Origin of the sequence: Sphingomonas sp. ERG5, from assembly GCF_000803065.1 — a bacterium.
In the GTDB taxonomy this organism is placed as follows: Bacteria; Pseudomonadota; Alphaproteobacteria; order Sphingomonadales; family Sphingomonadaceae; genus Sphingomonas.
Genome location: NZ_JSXI01000041.1, coordinates 25,647 through 47,658, shown reverse-complemented (window position 1 = coordinate 47,658; position 22,012 = coordinate 25,647). Strand labels below are relative to the sequence as shown.

Below are 22,012 nucleotides of genomic sequence, written 5' to 3'. Positions count from 1 at the left end.
GATCAGTGGCGCGATGAAGCGCCGCACAGGTCAGGAGTTGAACTCATGTCGAAAACACTCATCACCTCGATCCTCGCCGCATCCGCGCTCTTCGCCGGTGCCGCCAGTGTGGCGACCGCCCAGCCAGTCGCGAAAACCGCTGCGACCACCGCGGTGAAAACCACCGCGGTGACCAGAACCACGGCCACGACCGCCACGCGTGCGCCGGCGGTCAGGACTCGCGCCGCCGTCTCGACGCAGCGGACCACGAAAGCCGTCGTGGCGGCCCCGGCTGGCCGCATGGTCACGGCCAGGACGACGACCGGAAAACGGGTCACCTATAACTGCTCGAAGGCGGGCAACGCGACCAAGAAGGCCTGCAAATAAACACCTCTCGAACCACCCCGCGCGCGCGCTCGTGTGCGCGTGTGGGGGTGGTCACGGCGAAGCTGATCGGCTAGTGACGTAACCGCAACGTAACACAACCCGAAAGCTTTGAAATTTGACCGACGAGACACTCCTCGCCGACCCTTCGGACGTTTCCCCCATCTCGATCGTCGACGAGATGCGCTCGAGCTATCTCGACTATGCGATGAGCGTCATCGTCAGCCGCGCGCTGCCCGATGTGCGCGACGGTCTGAAACCCGTGCACCGCCGCATCCTCTATGCCAGCCAGGAGGGCGGATTCGTCCCCGGCCGGCCGTATCGCAAATGCTCCAAGATCGTCGGCGACGTGATGGGCAATTACCATCCGCATGGCGACAGCTCGATCTATATGGCGCTCGCCCGTCTCGCCCAGGATTGGGCGATGCGCGTGATGCTGGTCGACGGCCAGGGCAATTTCGGATCGATGGATCCCGATATGCCCGCCGCGATGCGCTATACCGAGGCGCGCCTGACCAAGGCGGCGATGACGCTGCTGCAGGACATTGAGAAGGACACGGTCGACTTCGCGCCCAATTATGACGGATCGCGCGAAGAGCCGACCGTGCTGCCGGCGCGCTTCCCCAACATCCTGGTCAATGGCGCGGGCGGCATCGCCGTCGGCATGGCGACCAACATCCCGCCGCACAATCTCGGCGAAGTGATTGACGCCTGCCTGGCCTATATCGCCAATGGCGGGATCAGCATCGAGGAGCTGATGGAGATCGTCCCCGGCCCGGATTTCCCGACCGGTGGCATCATTCTCGGCCGTGCTGGCTGCAAATCGGCCTATATGGAAGGGCGCGGCTCGATCCTGGTGCGGTCGCGCCATGAGGTCGAGGAAGGCCGCGGCGACCGCCGCTCGATCGTGCTGACCGAAATCCCCTATCAGACCGGCAAGAACGGCCTGGTCGAAAAGATCGCCGAGGCCGCCAAGGACAAGCGGATCGAAGGCGTCAGCGACATTCGCGACGAATCCAACCGTCACGGCGTGCGCATCGTCATCGACCTGAAGCGCGACGCCACCCCGGAGGTCGTGCTCAACCAGCTCTGGCGCCACACGCCGGCGCAATCGAGCTTCCCGGCCAATATGCTCGCGATCCGCGGCGGCCGGCCCGAAACGCTAAACCTGCGCGACATCATCGAGGCGTTCGTCAAGTTCCGCGAAGAGGTCATCACCCGGCGCTCCAAGTTCGAGCTCGCCCGGGCCCGCGAACGCGCGCACATCTTGCTCGGCCTGGTCATCGCGACGACCAATCTCGACGAAATGGTCCGCATCATCCGCGGCTCGTCGAGCCCGGCAGCAGCGCGCGAAGCCTTGCTCACGCGCGACTGGCCGATCGCCGAGATCGCACCCTATATCCGCCTGGTCGAAGCGGTCGAAGCCGAAGTCACCGGCGACACCTATCGCCTGTCGGAAATCCAGGTCCGCGCGATCCTCGACCTGCGCCTGCATCGCCTGACCGCGCTTGGCCGCGACGAGATCGGCGACGAACTGCGCAAGCTCGCCGAATCGATCACCGAACTGCTCGCGATCCTCGCCGACCGTTACAAGCTCTATGAAGTGATGAAGGAAGAACTGGCCGCGGTGCGCGATCAGTTCGCCACGCCGCGCCGTACCGAAATCGCCGCCGCCGCCGATGGCATCGACGACGAAGACCTGATCGAGCGCGAGGACATGGTCGTGACCGTGACCATGCAGGGCTATATCAAGCGCACCACGCTCGACACGTTCCGGGCGCAAGCCAAGGGCGGCAAGGGCCGTGCGGGTATGGCGACCAAGGACGAAGACGTCGTCACCGAGATGTTCGTCACCTCGACGCACACGCCGGTGCTGTTCTTCTCCACCCATGGCAAAGTCTATCGCAAGAAGGTCTGGCGCCTGCCCGAAGGCGGCGCCGCGACGCGCGGCCGGCCGATGGTCAATCTGTTGCCGCTGGCCGAGGGCGAGACGATCTCGACCGTGCTTCCCTTGCCCGAGGACGAGGCGGAATGGGGTGCGCTGCACGTCATGTTCGCCACCGCCCGGGGCAATGTCCGCCGCAACTCGATGGACGCGTTCACTAACGTGCCCACCAACGGCAAGATCGCGATGCGCTTCGATGAAGAGAGCGACGATCGCCTGATCGGCGTCGCCCTGCTCAACGAGACCGACGACGTCCTGCTCGCCACCCGCAAGGGCAAGGCGATCCGCTTCGCCGGCGATGACGTGCGCGAGTTCCAGAGCCGTACCGCGACCGGCGTGCGCGGCATTTCGCTCAAGGGCGATGACGAGGTCATCTCGCTGTCGATCCTCCACCGCGTCGGCACCAGCCAGGAAGAGCGCGAGGAATATGTTCGCTTCGCACCGTGGAAGCCGGAAAAGGACGGCGAGCCGACGATGAGCGCGGAACGCTTCGCCGAACTCCGCACGCGCGAAGAGTTCATCCTGACGGTCTGCGCCAATGGCTATGGCAAGCTGTCCTCGGCCTATGAATATCGCCGCATCGGTCGCGGCGGCCAGGGCATCACCAATATCGACAACCTTGCCCGCAACGGCGATGTCGTGGCGAGCTTCCCGTCGAAGCATGGCGAGCAGCTCATGCTGGTTACCGACCAGGCCAAGCTGATCCGCATGCCAATCGAACTTCGCCACGAACGCGGCGACGATCAGGGCTTCCGCATCATCAGCCGCGGCTCGGCCGGGGTGAGACTGTTCGATGTCGCCAAGGACGAGCATGTTGTCTCTGCCGCGCGGATCGAAGAGAGCGAGGATGAGCCGGAAGCCGATCCCGTCGACGTTGCGGCATTGCCCGCTCCTGACGCCGCTGCGGCCGGGGACACCGCAGGCACATCGGAAGAAGGCGAATGAGCGAGTTTCCCGTCACGGCCTACAAGGTCCTTACCGCCGATCAGATGGCGGTGCTGGAACGTGACGGGACCTTCGCTGGCGCGCCGATCGACCTGGCCGACGGCTATATCCACCTATCGACCTGCGAGCAGCTGACCGAGACGGTCGACAAGCATTTCGCCGGCCAGACCGGCCTGCATGTCGCGGCGGTCGATCTCGGATCGTTCGGCACCTCGCTGAAATGGGAAGAGTCGCGCGGCGGGCAGCTGTTCCCGCATATTTACGGGCCGCTGCTGCTCGAGACGGTCTTTGCCTATGGGCCGCTGGAAAGACTCGCCGACGGTTCCGTCAAGCTTCCGGTGGCCAGCTAGAACCCGATCGGCTGGGCAGAATAACCTCACCCGTTCGAGCTGAGCTTGTCGAAGCCCCGTCCTTCTGCTCTTGCGCCGGAACAAGAAGAACGGCCCTTCGACAGGCTCAGGGCGAACGGAAGGGGGATCACTCAGCCCGAAACCGTTCCAGAGCCCCTGCGCGTATGGCGCGACGGCAATTTCTGTTTTCCGACACCGAGAAAGAGCGAGCCGGTACAAGTCCGGCATGGGACGAGGTGCCAGATCCTGTGTCATGATTGAATCGCCGTTGGTGATCGGACCGCAACGAGGAGTGGCGGGAGATATGTTACACCGGAATGTAACGTATCTCCCGCCCCTTCTTCCGCAACGCGCCTCCATGTTTCTTTATAATATCAAACAGTTACCGAGATTCCCGGGCGTGTTGGCCCCTTTTTGCGAAAACACCCTCACCGTTCGTTTCGAGCGAAGTCGAGAAACAAGCCACAAAGGCCGCGCACAGTTTCTCGACTTCCCTCGAAACGAACGGGAGTGGTGGATGAATTCGCCCCAAAACCGCCCTGGCTGATTCCGGCCAACCCGACCATGTCTCGGATCAGCGTGGCGCCGTGTTCAGCTCGGCCTGGCTGAACGACACCGCACCCTTGCCGGCGGCCTCGCCGACGATCTTGCGCGCGATGACCGCCGTGACCGGCGCCAGGATGCTGAAATGCGTGCGCCCCGGCACCTTGTAGAAATGCAGCAGCGGATTGCTGGATTCAGCGCTCAGCGCATCGAGCGAGTCGACATTTCCTTGCGCCGCGCCCTCGAAGACGAACACCGGGCTTGCCACTGAGCCAAGCCAATGGATCGGCGAGCGCAGCCTGACCTCGGTCGGATCGTTCAGGTCGGCATAGAAGAACTGGCCGCCATAATCGCTGGCCTCCCCGACCGGCCCGAAGGAAAAGACGCCACGAAACCGCTTGGTCACCTCAGCCGCCAGCAGGACCGTCGTGCCGCCGGTACTGTGTCCGCCGAGATAGATGCGTTGCGGATCGACATAATCCTGCGCCGCCAGATAATCGGCAGCCGCCATTATATCATCGATTTCACCGTAAAAGCCTTCGCGATAACCCGGATTGTCGTTGCCGCCACGCAGCGAGGGGTACATCGTCACGATCCCGGCATTGCGAAACGCTGCCGCGGTCTGGTCGTTTTCCGGATCCGCCTTGTCCCAGACATTGCCGATCGAATTGCTGTCGCCGCCGGTGATCCAGATGATCGCCGGGTGCCGGCCACCGCCTGTCGGACGCGGCGTGAGATAGGCGGCAAGCTTTCCAGCCGGGGACGTGTAATGGATCAGGTCGAGCACGCCTTTCGGTGGTTGCGGTGCCGGAGAGCCATCGCGGGTCTGCTGGGTAAGGTGTGTCTTGTACCCGGCACGCGCCGCCGCCAATCCCTGAGCGGCTTGCGCGGCGCCCTGAATAGCGTCGCAGCCCGTCAGTGCGACCGGCATGCACAAAGCCGCCAATGCCAATATTGCCCGCTTGCGCACGTCGTCCCTTTCGCTCTTCCCTGCGAACAACCCGTTAGCCACGCCAAGGTTCACCGCGTCGGCCATGCCCAGCGCGGCGCATCATCCCGTTGCTGCGCATGGGTTTCGCCAAGCTCCTTGCGCAACACGATCTGCCGCGTCAGCTCATGCTCGACCAGCGCATCAACCAGTGCGGCGGCATGCGACACCACGATGATCTGGCAATCACGCGTCGCGCGCGCGATCAACCGCGCGAGCGGCGCCAGCAGGTCGGGGTGAAGGCTGGCCTCGGGCTCGTTGAGGATCATCAGTTCGGGCGGGCGCGGCGACAGCAGAGCCGCCATCAGCAACAGATAGCGCAGCGTACCGTCGGACAATTCGGCCCCGCGCATCGGTCGCAACAGCCCGTGCTGATGCATCTCGACCCCGAAATCGGCGCCGATGCTGATCCGCGCCCCGGCAAAGGCATCGCCCACCGTGTCCTGCAGCGCATCACCGTCGCCGATCTCGATGATCGTCTGGATCGCGGCGGCGATGTCGCTGCCGTCGCCGGCCAGCACCGGCGTGAAGGTGCCGACCTGTGGACGACGCGCAGGCGCGGCGCGGTCAGTGCGCAAATCGTCATAGAAGCGCCAGCGCCGCATCCGTTCGCGGAGCATCAGCAGTTCAAGGCCATCGCCTGGGTCGGCGCACTGGGTGACCATCGAGTCGAACGACGACAATCCCGTGCGGCTGTTCTGCCATTGGCCGCTACGCTCGCCGCGAATGCGCGCGGTTGGTCCGCGCCGTTCCGCCACCAGCATCGCCGGCCGCAAGACCGCCCCGTTCCACACGGCCTCGACCTTGATCTCGGGATCGGCGGCAAAGCGCGACAGCGACGGAATCGGCAGGCCGAGATCGATCGCATAACCAAGGTCGTCCCCGGCAAAGCCGAGCTTCAGGCTGACCGGTCCGTCACGCACGACGCCCTGGACTGGCTGCGTTCCGGCTTTCATCTCCCGGCTGAAGCGCTCCGGCCCGGCCCAGAGCGTCGAGGCCAGCCCGCCTTCCGCCGCAAGCGACGCGATCACCCGCCCTTGCGCGACATCCGACAACAGGCGCAGTGCCCGATACAGGCTCGATTTGCCGCTGCCATTGGCTCCGGTGACGATGGTCACCTCGCCCAAGGCGAGGGTCACATCGCGCAGCGAGCGATAGCCGGAGACCGCCAGCGTGTGGATCACGGATAAAGGTCGACCACCTCAGCGCCCTCGCCCACCGCATCGAGCAGCAAGGTGCGGTGACAATGGCAGGGATCGCGCTCGAAACACAGCAGGGCCGAGGGTTTCTCGGCGGCAAGTTCAAGCATCTGCGCCGCCTGGACCTGTGCTTCGGGCAGATCGAGCTGTGCGGCATAGATCGCCTTCAGGGTCGCGACATCGCCCTTCTTTGCCGCATCGCGGCCTGGCTTGGGCGTACCCAGCGCCCTCAGATGGACATAGCCGATGCCCGCTTCGGCGAGCGACGCGGCAAGGACATTCTTCGAAAAGCCCGGACGCCGCGACAGCGGCACGGCGCGCACATCGATTATCCGCTCGACTCCGGCACCGGTCAGCGCGGCAAGGAAATCGCCCATCGTCGTGGCTTCATAGCCGATGGTGAAGATCTTCATGTCGGCCTCGTGCGATCCAGCGCCGCGACCACGCCCCAGGCGATCAGCGCCTGGCCGCCGAAATAGGTCGGCCAGATGAGGAAGTTGGGAATGGGCGATGCCGACAACGGACCGATCCGGGAGAAAATCAGCAAGTCGGAAAGCACGAACAGCAATGCCCCAAGGCCGACATAAGTGCGGGGAAAGCGGCTGAGCCACGCACTCGCCGCCATCGCGCCAAGACCGGTCGCATAAAGCGCAATACCCGGCGCCGCGCTGCGATCGGTCGGCAGCAGCCACGCCGCGACCGGTGTCGCAACCAGCACGACCGCTGCGACCGCCCAATCCGTGGCACCGGTCGCGCGGCGATGCGTGAGATACAGAGCGACCGCAACGAGATGACCGGCCAGGAATGCCAGCGCGCCGACCGTCAGTCCCGAGGTTTCAAGCAGCACATCGCCCAGCGCGCCGAGCGCCAGCACCACAGTGATCAGCCAGCCGGCACGATCGCGCGCCTGTGTCGCCGCCCATAAGGCGAGCAGGCCGACGCCCGCGCCTTTCCAGACGATCGCCGCAGTCCCGGGCGCCAGGACATGATCGACGAAATAATAGCTTGTCCCGGCGATGAGCGCGGCGGTGAAAAGAAGGCGGTTCGACATGATCACCTTGTATCGCATCACGCGCCGCTGTCAGCCCACTCCGTCGTCTGCCGGTCCCGCCGCCGCGTCAACCCTCGGGCAGATGGCACACCACCTCGACATTGATGCCATCGGGGTCATGGACGAACGCGGCATAATAATCGGGATGATATCGCTGCCGGATCCCCGGCGCGCCGTTGTCGCGCCCGCCGGCAGCCATGGCGGCGGCATGAAAGGCATCGACCTCGTCGCGGGAAGCTGCGCGAAACGCGACATGCGTCCCCTCCCCGACCGCTTCATTGTCGGCGATGACGAAAAATATCTCGTCATCGCCCATCATCACCGCCGTGCCGCCGCTTTCGGTCTGGCTCGGGTCGATCACCTCGATGGTGCGGATGCCGAGCGGGGCTAGCGCCGCCTCGTAAAAGGCCCGCGACCGGGCAATGTCGGTTACGGCGAGGCCGATATGGTCGATCATGCTGCTCTCCCTTGCTGGATCCAAGGTGAAGCATAGCGCACATGATCGCCCATCGGTTTATGTCGCATGGCGAACCCTTGACGGGCCGCGCCATGCGACATGGGCAAAGAGGATCAGCGCCCCAGCAAGCGCTCCAATATCTGCACCGCGTTCAGCGCCGCGCCCTTCAGCAACTGGTCGCCCGACACGAACAACGCGATCGACCGCCCGGACGGATCGCCCAGGTCAGTGCGAATCCGCCCGACCAGCACGTCGTCGACACCACTTGCTTCCGACGGCATCGGGAAATGATTGGCGGCACGGTCATCCACCACGCGAACGCCCGGCGCGGCGGCCAGCCATGCGCGCGCTTCGTCCGGTGAAACCTGACGCTCGAACTCGACGCTAAGCGCGATCGAGTGCGCGCGCAGCACCGGCACCCGAACGCAGGTAATGCCGATCGGCAGATCCGGGGTATCGAGAATCCGCCGGGTCTCCGCGACGGCCTTCAACTCCTCGCCATTATAGCCGCTCTCGCCATCGACATCGGCATTATGGCTGAACAGGTTGAAGGCATAGGGATGCGGCAGCACCTTATGTTCAAACGGAAGCCCGTCGAGATGTGCGGCGGTCGCCTGCCGCAATTCCTCCATCGCTGCCGCACCCGCGCCCGATGCGGATTGATAGGTCGCCGCATGCACGCGCCGGATCGGCACGGCGCGATGCAGCGGCGCCAGCGCCATGGTCATGATCGCCGCGACGCAATTTGGATTGGCGACGATGCCGCGATGCCCGGCAAGCGTGGCGCCATTGACCTCGGGCACGACCAGCGGGACATCGGCGTCCATGCGGAACGCCGAGCTGTTATCGACCACCATCGCCCCCGCGGCGACCGCAATCGGCGCATAACGGCGCGAGATCGAGGCGCCGGCCGAGAACAGCGCGACATCGACACCCGCGAAACTGTCGTCGCGCAGTTCCTCGACCTGTACCGCATGAATACCGTACGCCAGGCTGCGCCCGGCCGATCGCGCCGACGCCAGCAAGCGCAGCGAGCCAACGGGAAAATCGCGCTTTTCGAGACAGTGCATCAGCTCGATGCCGACCGCGCCGGTCGCGCCGACGATCGCGATCACCGGCACACCGACGGAGTCGGCGACCGGTTGGACCAGGGTGGAATTGGGTAGTTCGTTCGGCATAACGCTTCCTTCCTTGATGCGGGAGGACGGCGTTGGCTGCTGGTTTGCGACCCCGTCCGTTCCCGGCGGGGTCTCTGTTGCTATGTCGTGGGGATCACCACGCGCACCAGAGAACGCCCGCTTTCGCGGTCGTTTTGGTAATGCTCATGGTGTTGATCATCATCGACATAGGCGCCGGCTATCAGGCGAACGTGAATAAGGCAACAACGGCGTGGCCAGAGTGGGAGATCGATATCCTTTCGCAACCGTCATCCCCGCGAAAGCGGGGATCCCGCTTCTTCTTCTGGGTGTGGGGCAAGGTAGCGGGATCCCCGCTTTCGCGGGGATGACGGTTTAAAGAAGGTCGGTTCTTCCAATCCAGCCGCCCCTTGACCCACCCGCTCACATCCTGTATTTCTGAAATAACAGAAATGAAAGACACATGCAGATAAGCGAGCATCCCGACGTCAAGGCCTTCATCCTGCATTGGGGAGAGATGGGCACGCATTGGGGCGTCAATCGCTCGGTCGCGCAGATCCACGCATTGCTCTATCTGTCCGACCGCCCGATGCACGCCGAGGAGATCGTCGAGACATTGGTGCTGGCCCGCTCAAACGTCTCGACCGCGCTCAAGGAATTGCAGGGCTATGGCATCGTCCGCCGCGTCCATGTCGAGGGCGACAGGCGCGACCATTTCACCGCCGAGACCGATTTATGGGAAATGCTCATGCGCATCGCCGCTGAACGCAAGCGGCGCGAGATCGACCCGACGATCGCGCTGATGGGCCAATTATCCGAACGACTGAAGGCCGACGGCAAGGCGCCAGACCATGTCCGCGAGCGCATCACCCGGATGCATGAATTCCTCTCGACGCTCGGGACCTGGTACGAACAGGTCCGCGTCCTGCCCAAACCGACTTTGGTCACGCTGATGAAGCTCGGCGGCAAGGTCGCTCGGTTCATTCCCGGCAAATCCAAGGACTGAGGAGACAATCATGCCTCCTCTCCCCCCATAAGCGCGCCCGGATATTTCTTAAATTACAGAAACTTCAGATACGAGAAAGGAACGAACCATGGTCGAGACAATCTATGCTCTGTACCTCGTCATCACGATCGCCATCACCATCTGGGTCGCGCGCACCTTATCGAAAAATGGCGTCGTGTTCCTGATCCAGTGCTTCGGCCAGAATGAAGTGCTGGCGCGATCCACCAACCATTTGCTGGTGGTCGGCTTCTACCTCATCAATATCGGCTTCATCACCCTGACGCTCAGCCTCGGCAACGAACCGACCACGCTGACCGGCGCGATCCGCTTCCTCAGCGGCAAGGTCGGCCTCGCGGTCGTGGTGCTGGGCGCGATGCACTTCTTCAACATGGGCGCGATCGCGCAGTTCGGCCGCAAGGTGAATGGCTGGCTGAACGAACCGGGGAATGGCGCGCAACAGCCCGCATGAGCAATTCGGGATGAGCAGTTCGGGCGGGGCGATCTTGCCGCCCCGCCCCCTCAGATCTGGAGAGTGATGATGCCCATTCGTCATCGTTCGGCGACAAGCTATCACGGTTTTGCGCAGGCGACTCTTTTGGCCGGTCCGATCTACGTGATCAGCCTGGGCATCGTCACCTGGTCGACGGACATGAATGCGCCTGTGCAGTTGCCGGACGACTGGAACTGGATCGCCGCACTCCTGCCGCTGGCGATGTTCTGTATCGCCGGCGGCGCGCTCTTCTCCATCCTGCCGAACCTTATCGGGCTCAGGGCGATGATGTGGCTGGGCAGCCATAACCCGGGCATGCAATTGCCGGTCAGTTGGGGATTGGCCGGCGCATTATCGATGGCGGTCGTCATCGGGCTCGCTGAACCCGATGGTATCGTCTCCATCCCCGGAATCGCGCTTGCGATCACCGGCACCGTGTGTGCGCTGCTTTGCCGCCGCGGCGTCAGCTGGGAAGAATGTCCGCCAGCTCTTGGTCGGTAACGACCATACCGCTTCCGGTCCGTTCAGTGGGAGAATGACGATGTACAGCAGGACATCACCGGGTGCCGGACTTATCACAGCGACGGTGTCAGCCGGTCCGATCTTTGTGATCGGGCTTCTGCTCGGCACCTGGTCTGCCGACATGGATGCCGTAATCCTGCCGCCCGGCCTGTCGGATGCGAGCCCCAGCATCGTCGCCGGCATGGTCATGACGATCTTGGCCGGGGCCTTGATTTCGGGCATTCCCAATGTGCTTGGCACCTGCATCATGCAAAGGCTTGGGCGACATAACATCGCGATGCGCTTGCCCGTCGCCTGGGCATTGGCCGGAGGCCTTGCCGCTGGAATGCCCTTCGCGCTGATCGACGTCGGCCAGGATAGCGCGGTCGCCGGCTTCAGTTTCGCTTTTGCCGGCACAATGTGCGCGCTACTCTGCCGCTGCGGCGTTCACTGGGAGGAATGTCCGCTGGCCGCCGATCGGTAACGACAAGCGGACGCTAACCGCGCTGATCCGCGTCGATATAGATCCATGCCTCCAGCAAGCCCTCGGCCGTCTCGACCCCGACCTGGACGCGCCGATACTCGCTTCCCTCGAATGCATCGAGCCGCGCCCAATGAGCCGGCAAGTCCGGCGACACGAAGAGCTGGACCGAGATGTCGTCGCCATCCTCCGCCAGCATCAGCACCGGATATCCAAGCGCTGCGCCCCACCCCTTCTCCACCAGAGTGCCTCTGACCTTCCCAGCCCGCCACTCCCCGTTCAGATGGGCAAGCTGGTGATGATTGGGCTTGCCGGGTGCGAGCGTTCCATAAACTGCGAGGCGGTGATCGACACTCATGGGGACTGCCTAGCGCCGCCGTCGCGCTCCATCAACAAACGCTGTCTCAGAGGCGCGAGGGAGAGGCGCGACCCGCGGCGACGGGTCCCGGCAGCGCGGAATCAATCCGGAGATTTACCGCTATTTTTCGTATCCCGATCAAGGTCGAACGCATCATGCTGTCCGGGATCATCGCCGACGCCATCCCCGGAGCGCATCAGCGCCTCGATCGCCGCGATCGCGTTGTCGGGATGGGGCAACCCTCGGAGGTCGATCTCCCTCACCTCACCTTCCTCGTCGCTAATGGACAGCCCGATCCAGCCTCGGCGGCCATTATTCTCGACAAGTGCGCCGGCCAGAATGTCGTTGCCCTGGATCTCGCGGTACACGTCTCCGCCACGCGGCGCGCGCCAGATTATCCGCCTGTCGGTGACGGCGATCGTTCCGGCGAGTTCGCGAAACCATTCGTCAAAATGTCCCACGATCATCGCGACGAGTCCAATCGCGACATTGCCGACGAGCATGAGTGCGAAAAAGCTCCAGAAAAACCGGCTGCTCACCGCCCAGCCCGGCTCGGTCCAGATCCACCACAACCATCGGACAAAGATCAGCGGCAGCGGCACGGCCAGAACGGCGACCCATCCGTCGGACCGCATGAACGTCAAAAGGCCGGGCCGACCCTCCCAGATGATCGCCTCGGCCGGCAACAGGCCAGTCTGATCACGATGCACGGGAAAGGATGCGTCGGTGCGCACCGTCACACCGAGGCGATCCAGCGCACGAATCGCTCGTTGCGCTTCGGCCACTGAAACGACGAATGGCGGTGTGTCGTCACTCACCCGGATCCTGGCGCCGATCATCAGGCGGTTCACCCGGATCCCGCTCAAGGCCCAGGAGAACAGGCGGCGATGCTGCGCGCCAAAGGTGACGCCAACCCCATCCGGAGCAATGACGATCGACTTGCCGGCGGCAAAGTACAGGCCCCGGATGAAGCCGATGAGGAAGATGAGGGCGATACATGCGCCAATCGCCAGGAATGCGATGCGCGCGGGCTCAGGCGCCACTGCGTAGCGCCGGCCGAAATGCCAGACACTGGCCTGCCCGCCCGATTGACCGGCCATGGCAAACCACGCGCCGAGAAATGCGATGATCAGCAGCGTCCCGGGAATTCTCCACAGGATCAGAAGTGCCAGCGATTCACGGATGACCACCCTGTCCCCGGCAATTGGGGGCTTCAATATTTCAGGGTAAGTCGACGGCATCGCCCGCAATCGTTCGTCGGACCAAGCCGTCCGTCAAGCGCGATGTTCGCGACCCCATCGGACAAGAAACTTTGTGTTGATCGAACGCCTCGCTATCTGACGCGCATGACTCATGACATTCAGATCATCGGCGGCGGTCTTGCCGGTTCCGAAGCCGCCTGGCAGCTCGCCGAAGCGGGCTATCGGGTAAAGCTCTCCGAAATGCGCGGCTCGGGCGAGATGACCCCGGCGCACCATACCGACGGCCTGGCCGAACTGGTCTGCTCGAACAGCTTCCGCTCCGATGACGCCACCAGCAACGCGGTCGGCCTGCTCCATGCCGAGATGCGCGCGCTCGGCTCGATCATCATGCGTGAGGGCGACACGCACAAGGTGCCGGCCGGCTCCGCGCTGGCGGTCGACCGCGACGGCTTCTCGGCCGGGGTGACCGCTGCGCTCGAAGCGCATCCCAATATCACCATCGTGCGCGAACGCATCGACGCGATCCCCGCCGATGGTCCGGTGATCATCTCGACCGGCCCACTCACTGCCGCGGGGCTTGCCGAAAGCATCGGTGCGGCGACCGGATCGGAAGCATTGGCTTTCTTCGATGCGATTGCGCCGATCGTTCATTTCGACAGTATCGATATGGATACCGCCTGGTTCCAGTCGCGCTGGAACAAGGGTGAAGGCAAGGATTACATCAATTGCGCGATGGATCGTGAGCAATATGCCGCCTTTCATCAGGGCCTGATCGATGGCGAGAAGACGCCATTCCGCGACTGGGAAATGGATACGCCGTATTTCGAGGGCTGCATGCCGATCGAGGTAATGGCCGAACGCGGCTTCGATACATTGCGCTTCGGGCCGATGAAGCCGGTCGGGCTCGACGATCCGCGCACCGGGCGCTGGCCGCATGCCGTGGTCCAGCTGCGCCAGGACAATGCATCGGGCACCTTGTGGAACATCGTCGGCTTCCAGACCAAGCTGAAACATGCCGAGCAAGTGCGCCTGTTCCGCACCATCCCCGGTCTGGAGAATGCCGAGTTTGCCCGGCTGGGCGGGCTGCACCGCAATACTTTCATCCGCTCGCCGATCCTGCTCGATGAGACGCTGCGGCTGAAGGCACGTCCCAATGTGCGCTTCGCCGGGCAGATTACCGGGTGCGAAGGCTATATCGAAAGCGCCGCGATCGGCCTGCTCGCCGGGCGCTTCGCGGCGGCGGAACTGGCTGGCGACACGCTCGCCCCGCCGCCGGTCGAGACGGCGCTCGGCGCCTTGCTCGGCCATATTACCGGCGGCGCCGAAGCCGATTCCTATCAGCCGATGAACGTCAATTTCGGCCTGTTCCCGCCCATCGAGGGCCGCACCAAAAAGGCTGACCGCAAGAAGATGTACACCGATCGCGCCCGGATCGCGCTCGGCGAATGGGTCAAGGCGACGGGCAGCCGCGCCGCATAACGGCGATCGATTCGCCGCAACATGCGGCCCCGATGGCGCGCTCCCTGTTGTCCAACATCGGGGAGCGCCTGGCCTCAGCTTTCCTCGTCACGCGACGCGGCAACGGTCGGACAATCGGGCTTCGGCTTGGCCCTGCGCTTCGGCGCGGTCGTCGCGAATTCGGCGGCGGTCATCGACCCGGACTTGTCCTTGTCCGCGGCCGCGAATTTCTCGGTCGCTTTCACCGCCCATTCGTCGAACGACAATTGGCCGTCATGATTGGTATCGAGCTTGGCATAGGCCTTGCGCCGCTGCGCCAGGAACTCGTCGCGCGCGATGATCCCGTTGCGATCCTTGTCGTAACGATTGAAGCGCTTCTCTTCCCGCGTCTTCGCCCCGGCCTCGGGGATCGTATCGGGCATCGCTTCCTCGTCATCGACGCTGTGCCCGACGCGCGGCGGCACTGCGGCCAAAGGGGAAACCGAGCGTGCGGGGCCGTTGAACAACACGATTCCCGCCGCGATCAGCAGCAATGCCGCCCCCCCGCCTGCCAAATAGCGCCACATCGTCCCGCTCTCCCGTCCCTGAACCCGGCAATGCTATCGCGCAGCGGGGATGAACGGAAGCTAACGCCCCCAGATGCGATGAATCAAGATGCGCCACACCCGCCGCGGCGAGCCCCGCGCGATCGACTCACCCAAAGGCGCCGCGAGATCGAGCCGCGCGAGATGGGCCAGTGCGCCGAGCGCACGCCCTGCCCTGCTCCACCGCGCCGCGGTCGCGGCCGCCAGCGGCCCCTGAGCCAGGTCAAGCGCACGCCGGGCGACGTCACGATCCTGAATATGCCGTGCGAGGTCGGCCAGCGCCCAGCCTCTGCCAGCCGGCGCGACCGGATCGGACGGCGGCGTGCCGAGCAGGCTTCCCGCCGCACCGAACAGGATGACGCCACGCGCCGCATAATGTTCCAACGTGGCATCGTCGGGTAAGTCGGGGTCGAGCAGCACTTCCCAGGCATCGATCATGTCCGCCAGCCGGGCGCCGGAAACCCCGTGCGGAATGACATCGGTCGCCAGCGCGGCCAGCACCGGCTGCGCCGGCGCAATGCCGCCATCCAGCCGGTTCAAGGCTTCATGCCACCAGGTCAACCGCATCTGCCCGATCATCGGCTCGCTAGTGGTGCGCAGGATGGCCGCGAGCGTATCGTCCAGCGCAAACAGCGCCGCCACGCCCGCCCGGTGTGGAGCGGGAACGTAGGATAAAGCCAGAATGCGCTCCGGATCGGTCATCGTCTCACCGCCCTTCCGCATCGTGAGCGTAACGTTAACCACATCGCTTGAGACGCGATTATCCCTTCCCACCGCATAGGCCCGTAGTTGGGACCAATACGTACGAAGCGGGGCGGCTGGATGTCGGGGATCAAAGCGATCGAGCGAGTGGTGGCGCGTGGCTTTCTGGGCCGACTTGCCCGCGACGTACGGGGCAACACCCTGGCGATCATGGCTGCTGCATTGATCCCGCTCGCGGGGCTGGTCGGCGGCGGTATCGACATCAGCCGCATGTACATCACCAAAACGCGACTGCAACATGCCTGTGACGCCGGAGCACTCGCCGGCCGCAAGGCGATGGGCGGCGGCGTGTGGGGCAGCGACGATATCGCCGTCGCGCAGCAATTCTTCACCGCCAATTATCAGACCGGCGCCTATGGCTCCGGCTCGGTCTCGTCGAATTTCACCGAAAGTGCAGGCAAGGTCACAGGCTCCGCATCGGCGACACTGCCGATGACGGTCATGAAGATCTTCCAGAAATCCACCGAAACCCTGTCGGTCAATTGCGACGCGGACATGCGCTTGCCCAACACCGATATCATGTTCGTGCTCGATACGACCGGGTCGATGGATCAGAAAGCGGTCAGCACCGATTCCCAGACCAAGATTCAGGGCCTGCGTGTTGCGGTGAAATGCTTCTTCGAAATCGTCGCGCGTCTCAACACCGACGCCACCTGCTCCACCGGCACGCCGAGCGGCGGCACCGGGGATCAGACTCAGATCCGTTTCGGCTTCGTGCCCTATACGACCAACGTCAATGTCGGGAGGCTTCTGCCCAACACCTATATGCCCGATAGCTGGACCTATCAGACCCGCGTCGCCAACTGGACGCCACCGGGCACCACCAGCAATGGCCCCTATTGGCAGGTCTATGGCAGCAGCATCTCGCAGACCGACTGCCTGAGCTATATGAAGAACATCGCTTTTTCGGGTTTCACGCCAACCCCGACCAATTCTGGCGGCCCAGCGCCCACGGCCACCGTCGTTTCGAGCTTCCCGAACGACGGCGACGCGACGAGCGGCGGCAGCACTGGCGAATGGAGTTGGAGCGGCGCGCCCGATACCAGCGGCTCGGCGCGGAGCTGTCGCCGGCAGCGGACCGATACGACGACCACTTATGTGCCGCAGTTCGCAAGCTGGGATTACAAGGCGGCGCCAATCGATATCCGCGGATTGAAGGCTGGCGACAGCAATTGGAACACCAGCCTCTCCGTGCCGATCGGCGCGAACGGCACCAATCGGACGATCAGCTGGAACGGTTGCATCGAGGAGCGCCAGACGGTTCAGGCGACCAACTACAATCCAATCCCGAGCGGCGCGAAGGATCTCGACATCGACTCCCCGCCGTCGGTGACCGATGCGACGACGCAATGGGGTCCGGCCTTGCCCGATGTGGTCTATATGCGCGCGATAACCTCGGCCTACAGCCAGGCGGATCGCGCCAACGTCCTCGGCACGACGACCGATTACTACAACGGCGTTTCCGCTTACTGCCCGGCGCCGGCCAAGAAGCTGCAGCGCTGGACCAACGCCAATGATTTCGACGATTATGTCGACAGCCTGGTCGCCGCCGGCAACACCTATCACGATATCGGCATGCTCTGGGGTGCGCGGCTGATGTCGCCGACCGGCATCTTCCGGTCGGAGAATGAATTCACGCTGCCCTATAACGGCACCACCGGTGGCGCCGACATCGAACGGCACATGATCTTCATGACCGACGGTGATGCCGTTTCGCAAACCTGCGATTACACGGCCTATGGCGTGGCCTTCTGGGATCGCCGGACGACCGACAGCGTCGGTTCGGCTTCCGATTGTAACGGCATCAATGGCGGCATGCCCAGCCTCAACAGCCAGGTGAACTCCCGGCTCGAGGGATTGTGCGCCGCGGTCAAGAACAAGAACATCACGCTTTGGGTGATTTCGTTCGGGAGCGGCTCGAACACCGACACCGAAACCCGGCTGTCGAACTGTGCGACCCCTGGCCGCTATTTCACCGCGCGCAACTCCGCGACCTTGCAAAACACCTTCGCCGACATCGCCAGTCAGATTTCGCAGCTGAGGCTGACCCGGTGATCCGCAAATCGCTTCCCGAATCCGTGCCGCTCCTTTCGGATCGGCGCGGCTCGGCGGTCGTCGAATTCGCCATCGTCGCGCCGGTGCTCTGCCTGTTGCTGCTCGGCATATTCGATACCGCGCACTCGCTCTACATGCGCTCGGTGCTGCAGGGCATCATCCAGAAGGTCGCGCGCGATTCCGCGCTGGAGTCCGGGACGGCATCCGCGCAACAAACCGCACTCGACAACAAGGTGCGTACTTCGGTCAACGCGGTCGCCAACAACGCGACCATGACCTTCACGCGTCGCTACTACCGCACCTTCAGCGACGCAGCGGCGGCGAAGGCGGAAACCTGGACCGATACCAACGGCAATGGGACATGTGATCCGCCCTCCGGCGGGACGCCTGGCGAGCCTTATATCGATGCCAACAATAACAACAAATGGGACAGCGACGGCGGCAATGACGGTCAGGGCGGCGCCAAGGATCGCGTGCTCTACACCGTGGTCGTGAGCTATCCGCGCTTCTTCCCGCTTTACAATTTCCTTGCGACCGATGCCGCGTCGCGCGACGCGATGAAGGTCACCAAGATCACGGCATCGACCGTGCTGGAGAACCAGCCCTATAGCGAACAGGGAAGCTATGGCGCGCCTGTCACCAGGAACTGCCCGTGAAAAGATACCGCTTTCTCCCGCGCTTCACCCGGCTGCGCCAGGACAGGAGTGGCCTTGCCCTGCTCGAATTCGCCTTTGTGCTGCCGATCTTCCTGATGATGGGCCTGACCGGCGCGGAGCTGACCAACTATATCACGACAAAGATGCGGATCAGCCAGCTCGCGCTGCATCTGGCCGACAACGCCGCGCGCATGGGTGCCGGCAGCCAGCTTTCGGCCAAGAAGATTTCGGAGCTCGATATCAACGATCTGCTGACCGGCGCCGGCCTCCAGGCCGGTGAGCTGAACCTGTATACTCAGGGCCGGGTCATCGTTTCGAGTCTCGAAGTCGACCCCGTCAACACCGGCAAGTTCAAGATACGCTGGCAGCGCTGCCGCGGCGCGATGACCAGTCACGGCTCATCTTACGGCACCGCCGGCCAGGCGAACGGATCGAACATGGACGGCATGGGGCCAACCGGGCGTCTCGTGACGACTCAACCCAACAACGCCACGATGTTCGTCGAAGTCTATTACGAATATGTGCCGCTGGTCGGGCGAGGCTCGCTTGCACCGACCAGCAACCTCATCGAAGTCGCCTCGATGTCGGTCCGCGACCGGCGTGACATGACCGACGATAGCTCGACCACCAACGTGCACCCGAACGGCGTGTACAAGGTGGACGGCGTGACGGCGTCGACCTGCTAGAACGGTTTCGAGCTGGGTGGATCCACCGCTTCCGTTCGCCCTGAGCTTGTCGAAGCCTGTCCTGAGCGCCTGCCTTGGCAGGCAGTCGAATGGGGCCGTTCTTCTCCGACTGCCTGTGCTGCAAGAAAGAACGGGGCTTCGACAAGCTCAGCCCGAACGGGGAAGGGTAATTCCGCACAACCCGACGCTGCTCTAACGCAAATCGAGCCGGGTTGATCCAGGATCGATGCCCGGCCCCTTCAGGGTACCGAGCATCACCTGACATCAGCCTTTAGCTGCGGTACGTCACCTTCTTCACCGTCTCGACAATCTTCGCCGCGCTGAGCAGCGCAAGCTTTTCCAGATTTGCTGCATAGGGCAGCGGCACATCCTCATTGGCGACGCGCAACACCGGGGCGTCGAGATCGTCGAACCCTTCCTCCATGCAGATCGCGACGATCTCCGACGCGATCGAGCATGTCGCCCAGCCCTCTTCGGCCACGACCAGACGGTTGGTCTTCTTCAGGCTCTTGAGCACCGTCTGCTTGTCGAGCGGACGCAAGGTGCGCAAATCGATGACTTCCGCGTCGATCCCCTGACTGGCCAGTTCCTCGGCGGCATCGAGCGCCAGGCCGACACCGATCGAATAGCTGACGATCGTCACGTCCTTGCCTTCGCGCATGATCCGCGCCTTGCCGATCGGCAGGACGTAATCATCGAGCTTCGGAACTTCGAAGGTACGACCGTAAAGCAGTTCGTTTTCAAGGAAGACGACGGGGTCCTCGCTACGGATCGCGGCCTTCATCAGGCCCTTGGCGTCTGCCGCGTCATAAGGCGCGATGACAATCAGGCCGGGGACGCTGGCGTACCATGGTCCATAATTCTGGCTGTGCTGCGCGCCGACCCGGCTCGCCGCCCCATTGGGACCGCGAAACACGATCGGGCAGCGCATCTGGCCGCCCGACATGTAATTGGTCTTGGCGGCCGAATTCACGATATGATCGATCGCCTGCATCGCGAAGTTGAAGGTCATGAACTCAACGATCGGGCGCAGGCCGCCCATCGCGGCGCCGGTGCCGACACCGGCAAAGCCATATTCGGTGATCGGCGTGTCGATCACGCGCTTGTCACCGAACTCTTCGAGCAAGCCCTGGCTGACCTTGTACGCGCCCTGATATTGCGCGACTTCCTCGCCCATCAGGAACACGCGGTCGTCGCGGCGCATTTCCTCGGCCATCGCATCGCGCAGCGCTTCGCGCAGCGTGAGCTTGACCAGCTCAGTGCCCGCGGGAACCTCGGGCTCAGGCGACGGCGCCTTGGTTTCCATCCGCTCTGACGCGGTCGGCGCCTTTTCCTTGTCGGCCGCGGGCGTCGGCTTGGCTTCCTCAGCCTTCTCCACCTTGGGCTCGGCCGGTGCTTCGGCCTTGGCCGGCGTGGACGCTTCCTCGCCTTCGGCGTTCAGCGTCGCGATGACCGTGCCGACCTTCACATTGTCGGTGCCCTCGGCGATCAGGATCTTGCCGATCGTGCCTTCGTCGACCGCTTCGAATTCCATCGTCGCCTTGTCGGTCTCGATCTCGGCCATGATGTCGCCGGACTTGACGGTATCGCCTTCCTTGACGAGCCATTTGGCGAGCGTGCCTTCCTCCATCGTCGGGGAAAGCGCGGGCATCTTGATTTCAATCGGCATCAGTAGGTTTCCACCAGCACGTCGGTATAGAGTTCGGCGGGCTCCGGTTCGGGCGCGCTTTCGGCGAAGTCGGCGGCTTCGTTGACGACCTTGCGAATCTCCTGCTCGATCTTCTTGAACTCGTCCTCCTTGACGCCCTCCACTTCGAGCAGCTTCTTGCAATGGTCGATCGGGTCGGACTTGTCGCGCACCGCCTGGACCTCGTCGCGGCTGCGATACTTGGCCGGGTCGGACATGGAATGGCCGCGATAGCGATAAGTCTTCATCTCGAGGATGATCGGCCCCTTGCCGGCACGGACCCAGGCCAAAGCCTCTTCCGCCGCGCCACGCGCCGCGAGCACGTCCATGCCGTCAACCTGAATGCCGGGAATGCGGAAGCTTTCACCACGGCGATAAAGCTGGTCTTCCGCCGAGGAGCGGTTGACGCTGGTGCCCATCGCATATTGGTTGTTCTCGATCACATAAATGACCGGCAGCTTCCACAGCTCGGCCATATTGAAGCTCTCGTAAACCTGGCCCTGATTCGACGCGCCATCGCCGAAATAGGCGAGGCACACGCCACCATCGCCCTTGTATTTGTGGCTGAAGCCAAGGCCGGTGCCGAGCGACACCTGCGCGCCGACAATGCCGTGGCCGCCATAGAATTTATGCTCGACGCTGAACATGTGCATCGAGCCGCCCTTGCCCTTGGAAATGCCGGCCTGACGCCCGGTCAGCTCCGCCATCACGTCCTTGGGCGGAATGCCGCACAACAGCATATGGCCATGGTCGCGATAGCCGGTGATCACGCTGTCCTTGTCGGACAGCGCCGACTGCAACCCGACCGCAACGGCTTCCTGGCCGATATAGAGGTGGCAGAAGCCACCGATCAGGCCGAGTCCATAAAGCTGCCCGGCTTTCTCTTCGAAACGGCGGATCAGCAGCATCTGCTTGTAGAATTCGAGCAGCTCGTCCTTCGACGCCTTGTAGAGCGAGGGCTCTTCGGGGCGTTCGCGGTTGGGCGTCGGCGGTTCAGCTTTGCGAGCGGCTGGTTTGTGGGCGGCGGGGGCTTTTGCCACGATGGGAAAACCTCGTTTCCGTAGGGGAGGAAGCGGTGCCTATAAGCCGCTTTCGGGCTGGACATCAAT

At 63.5% G+C, this 22,012-nt stretch carries 23 protein-coding genes; 10 read left to right on the top strand and 13 right to left on the bottom strand.

The genetic code is table 11. The features are described from left to right. Positions 1 to 2: 2 nt before the first annotated feature. Positions 3 to 317, bottom strand: a complete 315-nt coding sequence (locus OO12_RS28610; protein WP_160296817.1) for a hypothetical protein — start codon at positions 315 to 317, stop codon at positions 3 to 5. A 164-nt stretch (positions 318 to 481) separates the two neighbouring features. On the opposite strand from OO12_RS28610, the gene gyrA reads away from it, so the two are divergent. Further along, positions 482 to 3,253 (top strand): DNA gyrase subunit A, encoded by a 2,772-nt coding sequence (gene gyrA, locus OO12_RS14705; protein WP_034159465.1) that lies wholly within the window; start codon positions 482 to 484, stop codon positions 3,251 to 3,253. Next, entirely contained in the window at positions 3,250 to 3,603 is a 354-nt protein-coding gene (locus OO12_RS14700) for a DUF952 domain-containing protein (RefSeq protein ID WP_034159464.1), read from the top strand. The genes gyrA and OO12_RS14700 overlap by 4 nt, the downstream gene beginning before the upstream one ends. A 574-nt stretch (positions 3,604 to 4,177) precedes the next feature. On the opposite strand, the gene OO12_RS14695 is transcribed toward OO12_RS14700, so the two are convergent. The 6 genes from OO12_RS14695 to OO12_RS14670 all read right to left on the bottom strand — a co-directional run bounded on the left by OO12_RS14695 (position 4,178) and on the right by OO12_RS14670 (position 9,019). Then, entirely contained in the window at positions 4,178 to 5,116 is a 939-nt protein-coding gene (locus tag OO12_RS14695; RefSeq protein WP_034159490.1) for an alpha/beta hydrolase family protein, read from the bottom strand. A gap of 50 nt (positions 5,117 to 5,166) precedes the next feature. After that, positions 5,167 to 6,318: an AAA family ATPase gene (locus tag OO12_RS14690; protein WP_034159463.1), complete on the bottom strand. Its 1,152-nt coding sequence runs from the start codon at positions 6,316 to 6,318 to the stop codon at positions 5,167 to 5,169. After that, positions 6,315 to 6,746 (bottom strand): DUF488 domain-containing protein, encoded by a 432-nt coding sequence (locus tag OO12_RS14685; RefSeq protein ID WP_034159462.1) that lies wholly within the window; start codon positions 6,744 to 6,746, stop codon positions 6,315 to 6,317. The genes OO12_RS14690 and OO12_RS14685 overlap by 4 nt, the downstream gene beginning before the upstream one ends. Further along, positions 6,743 to 7,384 (bottom strand): lysoplasmalogenase, encoded by a 642-nt coding sequence (locus OO12_RS14680; RefSeq protein WP_034159461.1) that lies wholly within the window; start codon positions 7,382 to 7,384, stop codon positions 6,743 to 6,745. The genes OO12_RS14685 and OO12_RS14680 overlap by 4 nt, the downstream gene beginning before the upstream one ends. A gap of 67 nt (positions 7,385 to 7,451) precedes the next feature. Continuing rightward, positions 7,452 to 7,841 (bottom strand): VOC family protein, encoded by a 390-nt coding sequence (locus tag OO12_RS14675; RefSeq protein ID WP_034159460.1) that lies wholly within the window; start codon positions 7,839 to 7,841, stop codon positions 7,452 to 7,454. Positions 7,842 to 7,954: 113 nt separating this feature from the next. Beyond that, the gene (locus OO12_RS14670) at positions 7,955 to 9,019 is read right to left on the bottom strand and encodes an aspartate-semialdehyde dehydrogenase (protein WP_052215896.1); all 1,065 of its coding nucleotides are present in this window, start codon (positions 9,017 to 9,019) and stop codon (positions 7,955 to 7,957) included. 421 nt (positions 9,020 to 9,440) lie between these two features. Here OO12_RS14670 and OO12_RS14660 point away from each other — a divergent pair, with 421 nt between their 5' ends. The 4 genes from OO12_RS14660 to OO12_RS14645 all read left to right on the top strand — a co-directional run bounded on the left by OO12_RS14660 (position 9,441) and on the right by OO12_RS14645 (position 11,458). Continuing rightward, positions 9,441 to 9,983, top strand: a complete 543-nt coding sequence (locus OO12_RS14660) for a GbsR/MarR family transcriptional regulator (RefSeq protein WP_034159458.1) — start codon at positions 9,441 to 9,443, stop codon at positions 9,981 to 9,983. Positions 9,984 to 10,071: 88 nt separating this feature from the next. Then, the gene (locus OO12_RS14655) at positions 10,072 to 10,452 is read left to right on the top strand and encodes a hypothetical protein (RefSeq protein ID WP_034159457.1); all 381 of its coding nucleotides are present in this window, start codon (positions 10,072 to 10,074) and stop codon (positions 10,450 to 10,452) included. A 126-nt stretch (positions 10,453 to 10,578) separates the two neighbouring features. Beyond that, the gene (locus tag OO12_RS14650; protein WP_152616445.1) at positions 10,579 to 10,974 is read left to right on the top strand and encodes a hypothetical protein; all 396 of its coding nucleotides are present in this window, start codon (positions 10,579 to 10,581) and stop codon (positions 10,972 to 10,974) included. A gap of 40 nt (positions 10,975 to 11,014) precedes the next feature. Beyond that, positions 11,015 to 11,458, top strand: coding sequence for a hypothetical protein (locus tag OO12_RS14645; protein ID WP_152616444.1), 444 nt, complete (start codon positions 11,015 to 11,017; stop codon positions 11,456 to 11,458). A 13-nt stretch (positions 11,459 to 11,471) separates the two neighbouring features. Here the strand turns inward: OO12_RS14645 and OO12_RS14640 are convergent, their stop codons facing one another. Further along, on the bottom strand, positions 11,472 to 11,813 hold the full coding sequence (locus tag OO12_RS14640) for a gamma-glutamylcyclotransferase family protein (protein WP_034159454.1): 342 nt from the start codon (positions 11,811 to 11,813) through the stop codon (positions 11,472 to 11,474). Positions 11,814 to 11,914: 101 nt separating this feature from the next. Next, complete coding sequence (locus tag OO12_RS14635) at positions 11,915 to 13,003, bottom strand: hypothetical protein (protein ID WP_034159453.1); 1,089 nt, start codon at positions 13,001 to 13,003, stop codon at positions 11,915 to 11,917. A gap of 156 nt (positions 13,004 to 13,159) precedes the next feature. On the opposite strand from OO12_RS14635, the gene trmFO reads away from it, so the two are divergent. Beyond that, positions 13,160 to 14,494 carry a methylenetetrahydrofolate--tRNA-(uracil(54)-C(5))-methyltransferase (FADH(2)-oxidizing) TrmFO gene (trmFO, locus tag OO12_RS14630; protein ID WP_034159488.1) on the top strand — a complete coding sequence of 445 codons (1,335 nt, stop codon included), beginning with the start codon at positions 13,160 to 13,162 and terminating at the stop codon, positions 14,492 to 14,494. 74 nt (positions 14,495 to 14,568) lie between these two features. Here trmFO and OO12_RS14625 read toward each other — a convergent pair whose 3' ends face one another. Both OO12_RS14625 and OO12_RS14620 read right to left on the bottom strand, forming a co-directional pair. Further along, on the bottom strand, positions 14,569 to 15,039 hold the full coding sequence (locus OO12_RS14625; protein ID WP_034159452.1) for an EF-hand domain-containing protein: 471 nt from the start codon (positions 15,037 to 15,039) through the stop codon (positions 14,569 to 14,571). 60 nt (positions 15,040 to 15,099) lie between these two features. After that, complete coding sequence (locus OO12_RS14620) at positions 15,100 to 15,759, bottom strand: squalene/phytoene synthase family protein (RefSeq protein WP_034159487.1); 660 nt, start codon at positions 15,757 to 15,759, stop codon at positions 15,100 to 15,102. A gap of 120 nt (positions 15,760 to 15,879) precedes the next feature. On the opposite strand from OO12_RS14620, the gene OO12_RS14615 reads away from it, so the two are divergent. From OO12_RS14615 to OO12_RS14605, 3 genes are read left to right on the top strand one after another with little or no spacing between them, the layout of a single operon-like run. Next, on the top strand, positions 15,880 to 17,874 hold the full coding sequence (locus OO12_RS14615; protein ID WP_034159451.1) for a TadE/TadG family type IV pilus assembly protein: 1,995 nt from the start codon (positions 15,880 to 15,882) through the stop codon (positions 17,872 to 17,874). A 23-nt stretch (positions 17,875 to 17,897) separates the two neighbouring features. Continuing rightward, complete coding sequence (locus OO12_RS14610; protein ID WP_034159486.1) at positions 17,898 to 18,530, top strand: TadE/TadG family type IV pilus assembly protein; 633 nt, start codon at positions 17,898 to 17,900, stop codon at positions 18,528 to 18,530. Continuing rightward, the gene (locus OO12_RS14605) at positions 18,527 to 19,216 is read left to right on the top strand and encodes a TadE/TadG family type IV pilus assembly protein (protein WP_034159450.1); all 690 of its coding nucleotides are present in this window, start codon (positions 18,527 to 18,529) and stop codon (positions 19,214 to 19,216) included. The genes OO12_RS14610 and OO12_RS14605 overlap by 4 nt, the downstream gene beginning before the upstream one ends. Positions 19,217 to 19,487: 271 nt before the next feature. Here the strand turns inward: OO12_RS14605 and OO12_RS14600 are convergent, their stop codons facing one another. Together OO12_RS14600 and pdhA are read right to left on the bottom strand one after the other, a co-directional pair. Further along, positions 19,488 to 20,885 (bottom strand): pyruvate dehydrogenase complex E1 component subunit beta, encoded by a 1,398-nt coding sequence (locus OO12_RS14600; RefSeq protein ID WP_034159449.1) that lies wholly within the window; start codon positions 20,883 to 20,885, stop codon positions 19,488 to 19,490. Then, entirely contained in the window at positions 20,885 to 21,943 is a 1,059-nt protein-coding gene (gene pdhA / locus OO12_RS14595; protein ID WP_034159448.1) for a pyruvate dehydrogenase (acetyl-transferring) E1 component subunit alpha, read from the bottom strand. The genes OO12_RS14600 and pdhA overlap by 1 nt, the downstream gene beginning before the upstream one ends. Positions 21,944 to 22,012 lie beyond the last annotated feature (69 nt).